The sequence below is a fragment of the Allobrachymonas denitrificans DSM 15123 genome, from assembly GCF_900110225.1.
Taxonomy (GTDB): domain Bacteria; phylum Pseudomonadota; class Gammaproteobacteria; order Burkholderiales; family Burkholderiaceae_C; genus Brachymonas; species Brachymonas denitrificans.
The window spans coordinates 691,085-705,763 of the sequence record NZ_FOCW01000001.1 but is presented as its reverse complement, the minus strand read 5'-3'; the positions used below and the strand labels follow the sequence as shown (position 1 = coordinate 705,763).

General features: G+C 64.9%; 13 protein-coding genes and 1 riboswitch. Of the genes, 9 read left to right on the top strand and 4 right to left on the bottom strand.

The features are described 5' to 3' along the window. Window positions 1-17: 17 nt before the first annotated feature. Window positions 18-1,265, bottom strand: a complete 1,248-nt coding sequence (locus tag BMW28_RS03200) for a nucleoside recognition domain-containing protein (RefSeq protein ID WP_091813752.1) — start codon at window positions 1,263-1,265, stop codon at window positions 18-20. A gap of 124 nt (window positions 1,266-1,389) precedes the next feature. On the opposite strand from BMW28_RS03200, the gene BMW28_RS03195 reads away from it, so the two are divergent. From BMW28_RS03195 to BMW28_RS03175, 5 genes are all read left to right on the top strand, one after another. Next, window positions 1,390-1,719, top strand: a complete 330-nt coding sequence (locus BMW28_RS03195; protein WP_091813749.1) for a cupin domain-containing protein — start codon at window positions 1,390-1,392, stop codon at window positions 1,717-1,719. 95 nt (window positions 1,720-1,814) lie between these two features. Beyond that, a riboswitch (cobalamin riboswitch) is annotated at window positions 1,815-2,056 on the top strand. Window positions 2,057-2,183: 127 nt separating this feature from the next. Next, entirely contained in the window at window positions 2,184-4,331 is a 2,148-nt protein-coding gene (locus BMW28_RS03190) for a TonB-dependent receptor (protein ID WP_091813746.1), read from the top strand. 256 nt (window positions 4,332-4,587) lie between these two features. Further along, window positions 4,588-5,535: an ABC transporter substrate-binding protein gene (locus BMW28_RS03185; protein WP_234969958.1), complete on the top strand. Its 948-nt coding sequence runs from the start codon at window positions 4,588-4,590 to the stop codon at window positions 5,533-5,535. Beyond that, a complete protein-coding gene (locus BMW28_RS03180) occupies window positions 5,532-6,599 on the top strand; it encodes a FecCD family ABC transporter permease (protein WP_327020810.1) in 1,068 nt (355 codons plus the stop codon). The genes BMW28_RS03185 and BMW28_RS03180 overlap by 4 nt, the downstream gene beginning before the upstream one ends. Next, window positions 6,596-7,381, top strand: coding sequence for an ABC transporter ATP-binding protein (locus BMW28_RS03175; protein ID WP_091813740.1), 786 nt, complete (start codon window positions 6,596-6,598; stop codon window positions 7,379-7,381). The genes BMW28_RS03180 and BMW28_RS03175 overlap by 4 nt, the downstream gene beginning before the upstream one ends. Window positions 7,382-7,445: 64 nt before the next feature. On the opposite strand, the gene BMW28_RS03170 is transcribed toward BMW28_RS03175, so the two are convergent. Further along, entirely contained in the window at window positions 7,446-7,676 is a 231-nt protein-coding gene (locus BMW28_RS03170; protein ID WP_143280533.1) for a molybdenum ABC transporter permease, read from the bottom strand. 130 nt (window positions 7,677-7,806) lie between these two features. Further along, a complete protein-coding gene (locus tag BMW28_RS03165) occupies window positions 7,807-10,494 on the bottom strand; it encodes a bifunctional acetate--CoA ligase family protein/GNAT family N-acetyltransferase (RefSeq protein WP_091813736.1) in 2,688 nt (895 codons plus the stop codon). 273 nt (window positions 10,495-10,767) lie between these two features. On the opposite strand from BMW28_RS03165, the gene BMW28_RS03160 reads away from it, so the two are divergent. Then, window positions 10,768-11,994, top strand: a complete 1,227-nt coding sequence (locus BMW28_RS03160) for an MFS transporter (protein WP_091815424.1) — start codon at window positions 10,768-10,770, stop codon at window positions 11,992-11,994. 110 nt (window positions 11,995-12,104) lie between these two features. Here BMW28_RS03160 and fghA read toward each other — a convergent pair whose 3' ends face one another. Beyond that, window positions 12,105-12,938: an S-formylglutathione hydrolase gene (gene fghA / locus BMW28_RS03155; protein WP_091813733.1), complete on the bottom strand. Its 834-nt coding sequence runs from the start codon at window positions 12,936-12,938 to the stop codon at window positions 12,105-12,107. Between the two features lie 231 nt (window positions 12,939-13,169). Between fghA and BMW28_RS03150 the strand changes: the two genes are divergently transcribed. The 3 genes from BMW28_RS03150 to BMW28_RS03140 are packed head-to-tail and all read left to right on the top strand — an operon-like array spanning window position 13,170 to window position 14,675. Continuing rightward, the gene (locus BMW28_RS03150; protein WP_091813730.1) at window positions 13,170-13,724 is read left to right on the top strand and encodes a sigma-70 family RNA polymerase sigma factor; all 555 of its coding nucleotides are present in this window, start codon (window positions 13,170-13,172) and stop codon (window positions 13,722-13,724) included. Window positions 13,725-13,737: 13 nt separating this feature from the next. Next, a complete protein-coding gene (locus tag BMW28_RS03145; RefSeq protein ID WP_091813727.1) occupies window positions 13,738-14,220 on the top strand; it encodes an anti-sigma factor family protein in 483 nt (160 codons plus the stop codon). Beyond that, the gene (locus tag BMW28_RS03140; RefSeq protein WP_091813724.1) at window positions 14,217-14,675 is read left to right on the top strand and encodes a periplasmic heavy metal sensor; all 459 of its coding nucleotides are present in this window, start codon (window positions 14,217-14,219) and stop codon (window positions 14,673-14,675) included. The genes BMW28_RS03145 and BMW28_RS03140 overlap by 4 nt, the downstream gene beginning before the upstream one ends. Window positions 14,676-14,679: the final 4 nt, after the last annotated feature.

Here is a 14,679-nt window from a genome sequence, read left to right as displayed (position 1 = left end):
AACACAAGGGTTTACCTTTATGTAAAGAACGCATACCCCACCAATACCGCGGCCACGATGCCGACTACGTCGGCAAACAGCGCACAGGCCAGCGCATGGCGCGTTTGCTTCACGCCCACGCTGCCGAAGTACACGGCCAGCACGTAGAAGGTGGTTTCGGTGGAGCCCTGGATGATGGCGGCGACCTGCGCCGGGAAGGACGCTACACCGTAGGTGTTCATCACGTCCACCATCAGGCCGCGTGCGCCCGAGCCGGAGAGGATTTTCATCAAGCCCACCGGCAAGGCGGGCAGGAAGTCGGTCGGCAGGCCGAAGGCGCTGACGACGGTGGCAATGCTCTGCATGATCCAGTCCATGCCGCCAGAGGCACGGAACACGGCGATGGCGCACAGCATGGCGACCAGATAGGGAATGATCTGCACCGCCACACCAAAGCCCTCCTTGGCGCCGTCCACGAAGGTGTCGTAGACGTTGATGCGGCGCAGCGCACCCGCCACGAGGAAGAGCACCACCAGCCCGAGGATGACGCCGCTGCCGATGGTGCCAATGAGGCGCGCAGACTGATCGGGCGGCAGCTGGGCCAGCCACCAGGTCAACCCCCCTACTGCTGCCCCGAAAGCCGCCAGCGGCGCCCAGACTGCGGGGCGCCAGAGCGGCAGGCGCTGCACCAGCGCCACGATCAGCAGCGCCGACAGCAGCGAAATGGAGGTGGCCACCAGCGTGGGCAGAAAGATATCGGCCGCGTTGAAGCCGGTCAGCCCCTGCTTGAGTGCAATGGTCTGGCGGATGGCGATGACCGAAGTGGGGATCAGCGTGAGGCCGGCAGTATTGAGCACCAGAAACAGGATCTGGGCATTGGTGGCAGTGTCGGGCTTGTCGTTGAGGGATTGCAGCTCCTGCATGGCCTTGAGGCCGAGCGGCGTGGCGGCATTGTCCAGCCCCAGCATGTTGGCCGACATGTTCATGGTCATGGCGCCCTGCGCCGGGTGGCCTTGAGGCACGCCGGGGAAAATGTGGCGGAACAGCGGATTCACCGCACGGGCAAAGGCGTTGATCACGCCGGCCTTCTCGCCCACGCGCAGGATGCCCAGCCACAGCGCCATCATGCCGGTCAGGCCAAGCGAGATCTCGAAGCCGGTCTTGGCTGCGTCGAACAGTGCGGTCTGCAGGCGGGAGAACACTTCCAGATCGCCCTGCATGAGCTGGAACAGGGCGATGGCAAAGGCCGAGACGAAGAATCCCAGCCAGACGAGATTGAGGACCATGGCGCGGGCGCCCTATCGAGTGGAACTGGGAGCATTATCCCTGTCTGATGCAGGCTCTTGCTTGCGGAGCATTCGCCGGGGCTGCGTATCATGGGTCGCACCATCGTTGCCCAAGGAGTCCGCCATGGCCAAGCCCCATGCCATTTCGAACCAGGTCGTTTCGCTTGCGCCGCTGGGCGCTGCCTTGACGGACACGCGCACCCATGCCCTGCTCAAGGCGCGCCAGCTGGAAGTGGTGCGCGTGGTGTTGCGCCAGGGCGAAACGCTGCGCGAGCATACGGTGCCGGGCGAAATCACGGTGCAATGCCTGGAGGGCCGGTTCCAGATGCAGACTTCTCTGGGCGCACAGACGATGCAGGCCGGCGACTGGGTGCATCTGGCCGGCAACGAGCCGCATGCGCTGTTGGCGGAGGAGGATTGTTCGGCGCTGGTGACGATCTGCCTGCAAGGCTGAAACGGCCGGTGCTGGGTTGGGCTGGGCGCTGGAAAGTTTCGCTCCCGTTCGCCTCCCACATCATTCACACGTGATAGACTCCTGCCGTTCTTGAAAAAGAACGATCGTCAGCAGGTGCTTGCCTCAGCAAGTGAAACGGGAACAAGGTACGGCGCAATGCCCAGGCCTTGGCTGCCCCCGCAACGGTATGCAGAAAATCATGTCACGCCCTTCAGCGTTCGCGCCAGGGGCAACCACTGAGGGCCAGTGCGTGCAAGCGCCTGCCTCGGGAAGGTGACATGCGGATGCGCACGCATCGTCTGTGAGCCCGGAGACCGGCCTGCTGGTTCCCTGTGCCCTGGCACAAACCCATGACTGTCTGCGGGGTGTAGATAGCCGTCATGCAAAGTCCGCGCGCTTGTATTGGCGCCGTTGGGCGTTCTTGTGTGCAGGCATCCATCAGGCAGTCACCGCCTTTTCTGACAATGCCTGCGTTTTTCTTCTCGGCGCCCGCTGCCGGCCGCGCCGCCCTGCCCCCTTCCCGTCCCCGTTCTGTTGCCACGGCCTGTACGCTGGTATTGCTTGCCAGCGTGACCGGCGCACATGCCGATGACACCACTGACACCCTGCCCCGCATCGAAGTGACTGCCAGCCCCTTCGGCGCCACCGGTCTGGGCCTGAACCTTCCTGCGGCGTCCGGCTCACGCACCGGTGTGAGCGTGCAGGATCTTCCGGCCAGTGTCGGCAGCGTAAGCAGCGAACAGATGCTGGAACGCTCGGACCATGGCGTCAACAGCGCAGTGACGCGTACCGTCGGGGTGAGCGAGAACGGCTCTCCCGGCAACGGCGGGCTGTCATTTGCCAGCCGTGGGTTCTCCGGCGTCAACTCCGTCGGGGTGGCCGAGGACGGGCTGACGCTGGGCATCGGCGCGGGCACCGTGACCTACCCGGCCGACACCTGGGGCTACGAGCGCGTGGACGTGCTGCGCGGTCCGGCCTCGCTCATGTATGGCAGTGGCACCATGGGCGCCACCCTCAATGCCGTACGCAAGACTCCCAGCCGCATCCGTGAAACCGAGGTGTTGATCGGCGCAGGCACGCATGGCACTGCGCGGCTCGGCGTGGGCACCACCGGGCCGCTGGGCGAAACGCTGAGCTACCGCATCGATGCCTATGGCCAGCGCAGCGATGGCGAGCGCGCCTACGGCGATGCACGCAACGCCAAGCTGATGACCGGCCTGCGCTGGCAGCCGCGTTCCAACCTGATGTTCGACCTGACCGCCGACATCGCCGACCAGAAGCCCGAGCGCTACTGGGGCACGCCGCTGGTCAATGGCGAATTGCGCAAGGACGTGGCCAGCAACAACTACAACGTAGCCGATGGCGACATCCGCTACAAGGACAAGCGCGTGCGCCTGAAGGGCGAATGGTCGCCGCAGCACTGGATCAGGCTGCACAACGAAACCTACCGTTTCGACTCCGACCGGCACTGGAAGAACGTGGAGGGCTACCGGCACAACCCCGCCACCGGCCGGATCGATCGCGACTCCTACCTGGAAATCGGCCATGACACCCGCCAGGTGGGCAACCGTCTGGGTCTGGAGCTGACGCCGCGCAATCACCAGATTGCCGTTGGCTGGGACGTGTCCCGCACGGACTTCGCGCTGAACAGCAACGCACCCTTCCGTGGTTCGTCTTCTGTTTCACTGCTGGCGCCGGAACATGGCTGGTGGAGCAGCCCGGATGCTACCGTTCCGCGCTTTGATTCGCGCGTACGCCAGCATGCCTTCTATCTGGAAGATGCCTGGAACGTGAACGAACAGTGGTTGCTGATGGGCGGCATCCGGCGCGATCTGTACCAGGTGGCCCGCACGGACGCGGCCAGTGGCAAGCATTTCGAGAGCACCCTGGGCGGCACTTCCTGGCGGCTGGGGGCGAGCTACCGGCTGAATGAGCGCACCAACCTGTATGCCCAATACAGCCAGGGGCATGATCCCGTCACCAGCCTGCTCTCCCTGGGCGAAGCCCAAAGCCGTTTCAGGCTGAGCAAGGGGCGACAGGTCGAAATCGGCGTCAAGCAGCAACTGGCTGACGATCGCGGCGAATGGACGCTCGCCGCATTCGATATCAGCAAGAAGGATATCCTGACGCGCGATCCTGACCGTCCTGCCATCTCGGTGCAGGGCGGGCAGCAATCGTCCCGGGGCGTGGAACTGAGTGCGGCGATCCGGCCGACAAAGGCCTGGAGGCTTGAAGGGAACGTGGCCTGGGTGGATGCCAAGTTCGACCACCTGCGCGAAGGAGCCGCCGGCATCGATCGCTCCGGCAACCGTCCCGCCAACGTGGCGCGCTACACGGCCAACCTGTGGGCGCACTACCAGCAGCCGAAATGGAAGGCGTCGCTTGGCCTGCGCCACGTGGGCGCGCGCTTTGCCGACAACGCCAATAGCGTGAAGCTGCCAGCGTACACCACGCTGGACGGCGCGCTGAGCTGGGATGTGAACCGCGTGACCACGCTGAGCCTGTCCGGGCGCAACCTGACCAACCGCTTCTACGCCAGCAACACCTACGGCAAGCAATGGCTGGTGGCGCCGGGGCGCCATGTGGAACTGACGGCGTTGATGCGCTTCTGATCGGGGGCTCCCCATGCGGAATTCTTCCCTTGCTGCTATGCGCCCGGGTTTGCTCGCGGTGATGGTGGCGGCGGTGCTGGCGGGATGCGGCCAGCAGGCGAGCGATGGACACGCCGCACACAGTCGTGCGGCTGCTTCATGCAAAGACGCGACCTCAAGCAGTGGTGTTGCTGTTTCGGGGCCAGCTGGCACCGCAGCTGGTCTTGCGGCCAGCGGCACGACACGCGATCTGCGCCTGCAGGTCTGCGGCGAGGACGTGCACTATCCGGTCGTGCCCCGGCGCGCCGTGACCAACGACATGGGCATCACCGAGATGTTCCTGTTCCTCGGTCTGGAACACCGGCTGGCCGGCTTTACCGGCATCCGCTCCCATGGCGAGATCGATCCCGCCTTTCAGCCCTCCCTCAAGCGCGTGCCCGATCTGTCCAGCCAGGGCCTGACGCTGGAAAACCTGCTCGGCGTGCAGGCCGACTTCGTGTTTGCCGGCTGGAACTACGGCTTTCGCGAAGGCGGCGTGACACCTGCGATACTGCAGCGCTACGGCATCAGTTCGTACGCACTGACGGAATCCTGCGTGCGCATCCAGCCGCGCCAAGGCGTGGCGATTGACGACACGCTGCGCGACCTGCGCAATATCGCGCGCATTTTCGATGTGGAGGCGCAGACCGAAGCGCGCATCCGCGCCATCGAGACGGACCTGCACGATTTGCGCCAGCGCATGCAAGGCGTGGCGGAGCGCCCGCGCGTGTTCCTGTATGACGGCGGCGAGAAAATTCCCACCACCGTGGGCCGCTACGGCATGGCACGCGCCATCATCGATCTGGCCGGCGGGGAGAACCTGTTTGACGATATCGCCAGCAACTGGCCGCGCGGCAACTGGGAAGACGTGGTGGCGCGCGATCCAGCCTGGATCTTGATCAACGACTACGGCACGGTGTCGGCGCAGGCCAAGATCGATTTTCTGCGACAGAAGCCCGAGCTGGCGAATGTGGATGCGATCCGCAACCAGCGGTTCTTTGTGATCAGCTATGCCGAGGCGACGCCGGGGCCACGCAATGTGAAGGCGGCGCGAGCGCTGGCGCGGAAGCTGCATCCCGAGCGCTTCGGCGCGGCTGCTACGGCTGCTACGGCTGCTACGGCTGCTACGGCGGCTACGGCGGCTACGGCGGCTACGGCGGCTACGGCGGCTACGGCCAGATCATGATGCGCTGGATGCGGCAGTGGCCCATCGGTCTGGCCTGCCTCGCGCTGGCGGGGCTGCTGATCGCCGCCATGACACTGGCTGTCACGCTCGGCTCGGTGTCGCTGCACCCAGGCACCGTATGGCGCATCCTGCTGCACGAGTTGGGCCAGCGCTTTGGCCTGGCCCTGCTCACGCCCGACTGGTCCATCCAGCACTACCAGATCGTCTGGATGATCCGCATGCCGCGCATCCTGCTCGCGGCGCTGGTCGGTGCCGGACTGGCAACGGTGGGCGTGGTGATGCAGGCCATGGTGCGCAACCCGCTGGCAGACCCCTACATGCTGGGCGTGTCATCCGGCGCTTCGGTCGGCGCAGTGTCTGTGCTGGCCTTTGGCAGCCTGGCAGCAGCAGGCGTGTACGCCATCTCGGCAGGTGCCTTTCTGGGGGCGCTGGCAGCCGCCATCGTGGTGTACTGGCTGGCGCGCCAAGGCGGACGCATCGAGGCCACGCGTCTGATCCTGAGCGGCGTGGCGGTGGGCTACTTCCTGATAGGGCTGACCAGCCTGATCACGCTTACCTCCGGCCAGCGCGACCTGGCTAACGCCCTGCTCACCTGGACCCTGGGAAGTCTGGCCGGCGCACAGTGGGATCATCTGGCGCTGCCTGCCGCCCTCCTGCTGCTGGGCGTTCTGTGGCTGGTGCTGCAGGCGCGCGCGCTCAATGCCCTGCTTACCGGTGACGAAACCGCCGGCACCCTGGGCATCAATCCCCATGCGCTGCGACGCGTGCTGTTTGCCGTCATCTCGCTCATCACCGGAACCATGGTGGCCGTCAGCGGTGCCATCGGCTTCGTCGGGCTGGTCATTCCGCACATCACGCGCATGCTGGTGGGCGTGGAGCATCGCCGCGTGCTGCCGGTGGCAGCGTTGCTGGGTGCGATCTTTCTAGTCCTGGTCGACCTGATGGCGCGCACTGTGCTGGCTCCCATGGAAATTCCGGTTGGCGTAATCACCTCGCTGATCGGCGGCCCGTTCTTTGTCTGGATGCTGGCACGCAAGGCGCGCAGTGTGAAGGGATTTGCATGAGCCTGCTGGAAGCACGCAACGTGAGCTGGTCGGTGGATGGCCAACGCATTGTCGACAGCGTCAGCCTGCATGTGGAACGGGGCGAGTGCGTCGGCCTGCTCGGCCCCAATGGCTGCGGCAAATCCAGCCTGCTGCGCATGATGTATCGCCACACCCGGCCCGACAGCGGCAGCGTGCACCTGGACGGCCGCGACATCTGGACGCTCTCCCCCCGCGAATTTGCCCAAAAGGTCGCTGTGCTGGGGCAGGAGTCAGCCCATGTGTTTGATTACACCGTGCAGGAGGCCGTGATGATGGGGCGGATTCCGCACCAGTCTCCCTGGGCACGCAACAGTGCGCACGATCTGCAGGTGGTGGAGGATTGTCTTCGGCAGGTCGGCTGTCTGCACCTGGCGGAGCGGGACTTCTCCGGCCTGTCTGGCGGCGAAAAGCAGCGCGTACTGCTGGCCCGCGCGCTGGCGCAGGAACCGGAAGTGCTGATACTGGATGAGCCGACCAACCATCTCGATATCCGGTATCAGCTGGAGCTGATGCATCTGGTCAAGCAATCGGGACGGACGGTGCAGGTGGCGCTGCATGATCTGAACATTGCTGCGCAGTACTGCGACCGCATCTACGTGATGCAGGGGGGCAATGTCATCACTCGGGGAACACCTGCCTCTGCCCTGACGCCCGAAAATATTGCAAGAGTCTATGGTGTTGACGCACTGGTGGACAGACGGCCTGGCACAGGCTTGCTTCGAGTCTCCATCACCGCGCTCAGTTCGACAGCCGCCCTGTAGCTCACGGCTCGTCCAGGGTCGCCCCGCAAGCTACCCTGAAAGACCATTATTCAGTATGCACCGTTCAGGCAGGTCGGCTGTAGGCTGCGATCACGGCAATGATGCCGAAAACAACCAGCAGCCACGAGGCGATCCTGATGACTTTCTCAAGAAGCCGCGCGCCAATCATTGCTGAATGGCTGCTGAACTCCTCGACTCCGGCAACATTGCGCCGATAGAACTGGCGACGGCTGACCAGATACAAGCCAAGCACCCCAAAGAGCAGAAACAAAACACCCGTAATCATTGCACTCAAAATCAGCCTCCAATCAGATTGTCACGCGTATAAGATGCGAAGTTTATACTAATACAAACTGAAAATTGAAAACCTAAGGCTTTGAAAAAGGTGTTTTCATTGCGGGCACACCAGATGCCCGCCGGCAACATCACAACTGATGCGTCACCAACCTGAAATCCGGATCATCCGGATAAGCCTTGATGGTGAAGCCCAGCGACCGCATCAGCTTCAGCATGCCGGAGTTATTGGTCAGCACCAGACCGATGATTTCGCTCAACCCCTTCTCGCGCGCCACGTCCATGATGGAGCGCATCAGGCGCGAGCCCATGCCCTTGCCGGACATGTCGTCGGCCACCAGCAGCGAGAATTCGCAGGTGCTGCTGTCCGGGTTGGTCACGTAGCGTGCCGAGCCGACGATGCGCTGCGTTTCGGTCACGCTGCCGTCTTCTTCCACCTGTCTGTCGATCAGGATGGCCACCAGCGCCATTTCGCGGTCGTAATCGATCAGCGTGAACTTGGAGAGCATGTTGGGTGACAGCTCGGTCAGCGCCGACACGAAGCGGTTGTAGCGGCTTTCCGGCTTGAGTTCGCGCACCAGCGTCTGCAGCATCTCGGCATCGTCCGGATGGATGGGACGCACGATGTAGTGCCCGCCCCCCGGCAGCGGCCATTGCTGCTCGAAGTGCGCCGGATACGGCAGGATGGACAGGTGCTGGTAGGGCCGTGCCGTGGCCAGCGTGTTGCCCACCACGATGCGCGCATCCACCGCCACGGCGCCGTCTTCGTCCACGATGATGGGGTTGATGTCCATCTCGCGCAGCTGCGGCAGCTCGCACACCATTTCGGAGACGCGCAGCAACACCTGTTCCAGCGCCTCGCGATCCACCGGCGTGGCACCGCGCCAGGCATCGAGCGTGGCGGATACGCGTGAGCGCTCGATCATGTGGCGCGCCAGGAACTGGTTGAGCGGCGGCAATTCCATCGCGCGGTCGTCATACAGTTCGACCATGGTGCCGCCTGCACCGAAAGCGATCACGGGGCCGAAAGGCTCGTCCGTCACCACGCCGATGTACAGCTCGCGGCCGCGGTTGTGGCGCGCCATGCGCTGCACCGACACGCCGTTGATGCGCGCCTTGGGCATCTTGCGTGCCACGTTTTCCATCATCTCCTCGAACACGTCACGCACGCCCACGGCGTTCATGATGTTGAGCGCCACGCCGTTCACGTCGCTCTTGTGCGGAATGTCGGGCGAGTCGATCTTGAGCGCCACCGGGAAGCCCAGTTGCGCGGCCAGCATCATGGCTTCGGTCGCGCTGCGCGCCAGAATCGTCTGCGTAACAGGGATGTGGAAGGCCGACAGCAGCGCCTTCGATTCCATCTCGGTCAGGATCTGGCGACGCTCGGCCAGCACGCCTTCCAGCAGCATGCGTGCGCCCTCCACATCGGGCTTGGCCAGATGGGTGAGCGGCGGCGGCGTCTGCTGCAGCAGCTTCTGGTTGTGGTAGTAAGAGGCGATGTTGCCGAAAGCCCCCACGGCAGCTTCCGGACTGCGGAAGGTGGGGATGCTGGCATTGTTCAGGATGTTGCGCGCCTCGTGCACCGAGGCATCGCCCATCACGCAGCTGATCAGCGGCTTGGAAAACTTCGGGCGTTCCTGCGCAATGGCCGTGGCCACGCCCTCCATGTCGGTCCCGATCTTGGGCGTGTGGATGGTCAACACGCCGTCGATGTTGGGATCGGAAGCGGCAGCACGCAGCGCCTCCAGGAAGTGCTCTCCCAATGCGTCCTCGGTCAGGTCCATCAGGTCCACCAGCGAGGCTTGCGGCAGCAGTTTGGGCTTGAGTGCGTTGACCGTGGTGTCGGACAGATGGCCCAGTTCCAGGCCAATGTCGTTGGCACGGTCTGCGGCCAGCACGCCGGGGCCGCCGCCGTTGGTGATGATGGCCAGGCGCTTGCCCACCGGGCGGTAGCGCGATGCCAGGCACTGCACGGCCGAGAACAATTCGGTGAAGGAACGGATGCGCACGGCACCGCCGCGGCGCAGTGCGGCATCAAACACCTCGTCGCTGCCCACAATGGCGGCCGAATGCGTGCGCGCTGCCACGTTGCCCGCCTGCTTGCGGCCCGCCTTGAGCACCACCACCGGCTTGGCGATGGCGGCAGCGCGCAGCGCGCTCATGAAATTACGGGCATTCTTGATGCCTTCCAGATACACCACGATGCTGTGGGTCTGCGGATCGGCGGCCAGGAAATCCAGCGTCTGCGCCATGTCCACGGCAGTGTGCGGGCCCAGCGAGATCACGGTGGAGAAGCCCACCTTGTTGGGCCGTGCCCAGTCCAGCAGGGCCGAGGTGAGTGCGCCCGATTGCGACACCAGCGCCAGCGGCCCCTTCTCGGCAATCGGACCGACGATGCTGGAGTTGAGCCCCAGATGCGGGCGCTGGAAGCCGCGGCTGTTCGGGCCCATCAGGAACATGTTATTGCGGCGTGCCACGGCGCGCAGTTCGGACGCCTGCTCGGCCGTGATGCCGGTGGAGATGATCAGCGCCGCCTTGCAGCGGATGCGCCCTGCCACTTCCAGTGCCGCCATCACCTTGTGCGGGGGCAATGCCACCAGCGCCAGGTCGGCACCGGTATTGATCAGGTCCGCCAGGCGGCCTTCGGTGGTGTCCACGTCCAGGAAGTTGAACTTGCCGGTGTAGCGCTGAGCCGTAAGGGCCTCGTAGAGGTTCTTCGCATCCCGGTAGGCAGGATCGGATTCGCGCAACTCGGGGTTGCCGGCAAACACCGCGATAGAGGAAGGAGCAAACAGGGGCGTGAGGTAGTGCTGGTCCATATCGTAAGCCTGTCGGTTGAGGGCACACAGAAGCCCCGCGCTGCAGCGCAGCGTGGCGGCGTGTTACACGACCAACTGTAACCGAGCTTCCCCGTTTTCCCAATGGGTATTGCTGGCTGTCCACTGACCTGCGTCAGGAGGCCGAGACAAATCGCACACACGCGTTGCGCGCAGGCACATGCAAGCCGGTTTTCTCCTATAGTGGAACGATTGCGGCAGCGCCATCCGCTTTATCCGGAAGGCGCGGCCGCCAGCCCCTTTCTTCAGCGCGCCATGGGCCAACAACCACAGACTCCCCCTGCACAGCGCATCTCGCCCCGTGCCCTCCCCGCCGGCATCTGGGCCATGGGTTTTGCCTCGCTGTTCATGGACATCTCGTCCGAGCTGATTCACAGCCTGCTGCCGCTGTTCATGGTCGGCACGCTGGGCGCCTCCATGGTGGCGGTGGGGCTGGTGGAAGGCATTGCCGAGGCTACGGCCTCCATCACCAAGGTGTTTTCCGGTGCATTGAGCGACTATCTCGGCAAGCGCAAGTGGCTGATGGTGCTGGGTTACGGCATGGCGGCGCTGACCAAGCCGATCTTTCCGCTGGCACACAGCATGGGCTGGGTGATGGCGGCGCGCTTCATCGACCGCATCGGCAAGGGTATTCGAGGCGCACCGCGTGATGCCCTGGTGGCAGACATTGCCCCGCCGCACATGCGCGGCGCGGCCTATGGCTTGCGCCAGTCGCTGGATTCCGTGGGGGCACTGGCCGGCCCGTTGCTGGCGGTGCTGCTGATGCTGTGGCTGGCCGACAACCTGCGCCTGGCCATGTGGTTTTCGGTGATTCCGGCGGTGATTTGCGTGGTGCTGCTGGCGATCTGGGTGCGCGATCCGGAAAAGCCGGCCGGCGAAGCCAGGGCCAACGGCAAGCGCCTGCACTGGTCCAGCGTGAAGGAGCTGCCGCTGCAGTACTGGCTGATCGTGCTGATCGGCGCCGTGTTCACGCTGGCGCGCTTCAGCGAGGCCTTTCTGGTGCTGCGCGCGCAAAGCATGGGGGTGGCCATGGCACTGGTGCCCATCGTGATGGTGGTGATGAACATCGTCTATGCCGCAGGCGCCTATCCTGCCGGCGCCGCCTCCGACCGCATGCAGCCGCGCACCCTGATGCTGCTCGGACTGGCACTGCTGGTGGCCGCCGACGTGGTGCTGGCGCTGGCTCCGAATGTGTGGATGGTCTATGTAGGGTCCGCGCTGTGGGGGCTGCACATGGCGGTCACGCAGGGCCTGCTCTCCAAGCTGGTGGCCGACCGTGCACCCCAATCCCTGCTCGGCACGGCGTTTGGCATGTTCAATCTGGTGAGTGGCGTGGCCATGCTGGCTGCCAGCCTGATCGCCGGCTGGCTGTGGGATGCACACGGCCCGTCGCTGACTTTCTGGGCTGGCGCCGGCTTTGCGGGGGTGACTGCGCTGGCGCTGCTGCTGGCCCCCGGAACGCGCGGACAGCCTGCTGCCTGATCCTGAAGGCGCCTACCGCCCGTTCTGGCAGGCGGCTCCTCCGCACAGGTGCGCGTCCCGCCACGACCTTCGCCAGAGCCTCGCCATGCGCTCCAACAGCAAGCCATGCCTCAGGCGTTCAAGGCCGCCGCATGGTGCTCCACATGCTCCTGCATGAAGCTGGCAATGAAGTAGTAGCTGTGGTCATAGCCCGAATGCATGCGCAGCTTCAGCGGGTGCTGGGTGGCGGCGCAGGCCTGCCAGAGCAGCTCGGGCTTGAGTTGCCCCGCCAGGAAATCATCCGCATCGCCCTGATCCACCAGCAGCGTCAGGCGCTCCTGCGCCGTCGCAATCAGCGCGACCGTATCGTGCTGCTTCCACAACGCCTCGTCCGGCCCCAGATAGGCGGCAAAAGCCTTCTGTCCCCACGGCACCTGGCTCGGTGCCACGATGGGCGCAAACGCCGACACGCTGCAGTAGCGCCCCGGATGACGCAACGCCAGCGTCAGCGCACCATGCCCGCCCATGGAGTGTCCGAAGATGCCGCGCAGCTCGTTGGCCGGAAAGTGCGCCTCGATCAGGGCCGGCAGCTCCTGCACCACGTAGTCTTCCATGCGATAGTGCTGCGCCCAGGGCTGCTGCGTGGCGTTCAGGTAGAAGCCTGCGCCCTGCCCCAGATCGTAGGCCTCGTCATTGGCCACGCCTTCGCCGCGCGGGCTGGTATCGGGCGCCACCAGAATCAGCTCATGCTGTGCGGCAAACTGCTGCGCTCCTGCCTTGGTGATGAAATTCTGCTCGTTGCAGGTGAGGCCCGAGAGCCAGTACAGCACCGGGCACTTCTGCCCTGCCAGCGCCCTGGGCGGCAGGAACACGCCCACTTTCATGTCGGTGCCCGTGCTGGTGCTGGCGTGCTGCCAGACTTCCTGACGACCGCCAAAGCTGGCGTGCTGTTCGATGCGCTGCATGTTCCGTCCTCCACAATCCGTCAAACCGGGCCGGGCCCGATGGCTTGGGCCAAGGATACACTGCCCTTGCAGCACGCACGGGACAGGGGGGCTTGCGCTCCAGCGCCCGTCGCGTTCTGTAAACTCGCATCCACCCAGTGCTGGTACCTCCTTGAAGCGCCGGTTCATGGAAATTCTTGTCTGAAAGGTGGAACTTTCCTGCGCGCCGTTCGTTGAATCAATGACCAGATCATGCGAAACACCCGCCAGCTCACCGACGACGACTGCATTGCCCGCGCCCAGCGTGGCGATGCGACGGCGTTTGCCGAACTGGTACGGCGTTTCCAGGATCGCGTGTTCCGGTTCCTGCTGCGGCTGACGCGCACGCGCGAGGACGCGCAGGACCTGACGCAGGAGACCTTCATGCACGCCTACGAAGCACTGCCCCGATGGCGACCCGATGCCCAGTTCAGCACCTGGCTGCTGCGCATCGCGCGCAATCTGGCGTATGACATGCTTCGGCGCAGCCAGCGGGTGGACTTCGTCACGCTGGAGCCTGAACAGGAAGCCCGGCTCGTGGATACCGCACCCACCCCCGAAGCCGCGCTGCAAGGCGTGGAACAGCTGCGCCTGCTCGAAACGGCGCTGGCCCGCCTGCCGACCGACCAGCGCGAAGTGCTGCTGCTGCGCGAGATCGAACAACTGTCCTATGACGAAATCGCCCTGGTACTGGATGTGCCGCTGGGCACCATCAAGTCGCGCATTGCCCGTGCGCGGCTTGCCCTGGCCGAAACCATGCCCCGATGACTGAAAGCCTGCCATGACCTGCCCTCCTACCGATGACCTGTCGGCCTATCTGGACGACGCCCTGTCCCCCGCCGAACGCGAGCAGGTGTCCAAGCATCTGCTGCACTGCCCGCTCTGCCAGAAGCAGTTGCAGACCTTCACCGGCCTGCAGCAGGCCTTGCGCGCCCTGCCCACGCCCGCGCTGGGCTTCGATCTGGCGGCCAATCTGCACGACCGCCTCCACGCGCACCCCAACACCCGCAAGCCGGCAAGCCGGCTAGCGCGGGACAGCTCCGGCTGGCTTTCGGGCTGGCTGGGCTGGTTCGGCGGCGCTCCCGGCGGAGTTGCGGCCGGCCTGGCGCTGGCCGTCGGCCTCTGGCTGGGTGGCGGCCTGCTGCCGGCGGCGGCAGTCGGTCAGGCCACGGACATGACCAGCGTGCGCGTTTTCGACCCGGTGCCGCCGGGCGGACTGTGCGCAGCCCCCGAACTGTGCCGCATGACGAGGACCCTGCCATGAGCCAACGCAAACCCCTCACCTGGCTGCTGGCCGCCTCGCTGGCCCTCAACCTCGGCATGCTGGGCGCAGTCGCCTGGAAACAGTGGAGCCCGCAAGCCGCACAGGCTCCGCAACATCTGACCGACACCCTGGCGCTGGATGCGCAACAGCGCCAGCAGTGGGAAGCCCTGGAGCGCCCCTTCCTGCAGGATCTGAACGGCAACTGGGAACAAATCCGCCATCACCGCGAAGCGCTGGTGCAGGCCATCTTTGCCAGCACGCCCGACCCGGCCGCCATCGAGCGCGAACAGGCACGCATTGCCGAGCTGCAGAACGCCCAGCAGCAACGCGTGATCACGCAGCTGATGGCCGAACGCGAGCTGCTCAATTCCGAACAGCGTGCCCGCCTGCTGGCCCTGCTGCTCAGCCGCTATTCCGCCGAGCCGACGCAGGAGGAACAGCTGCACAACAAATAAAGTT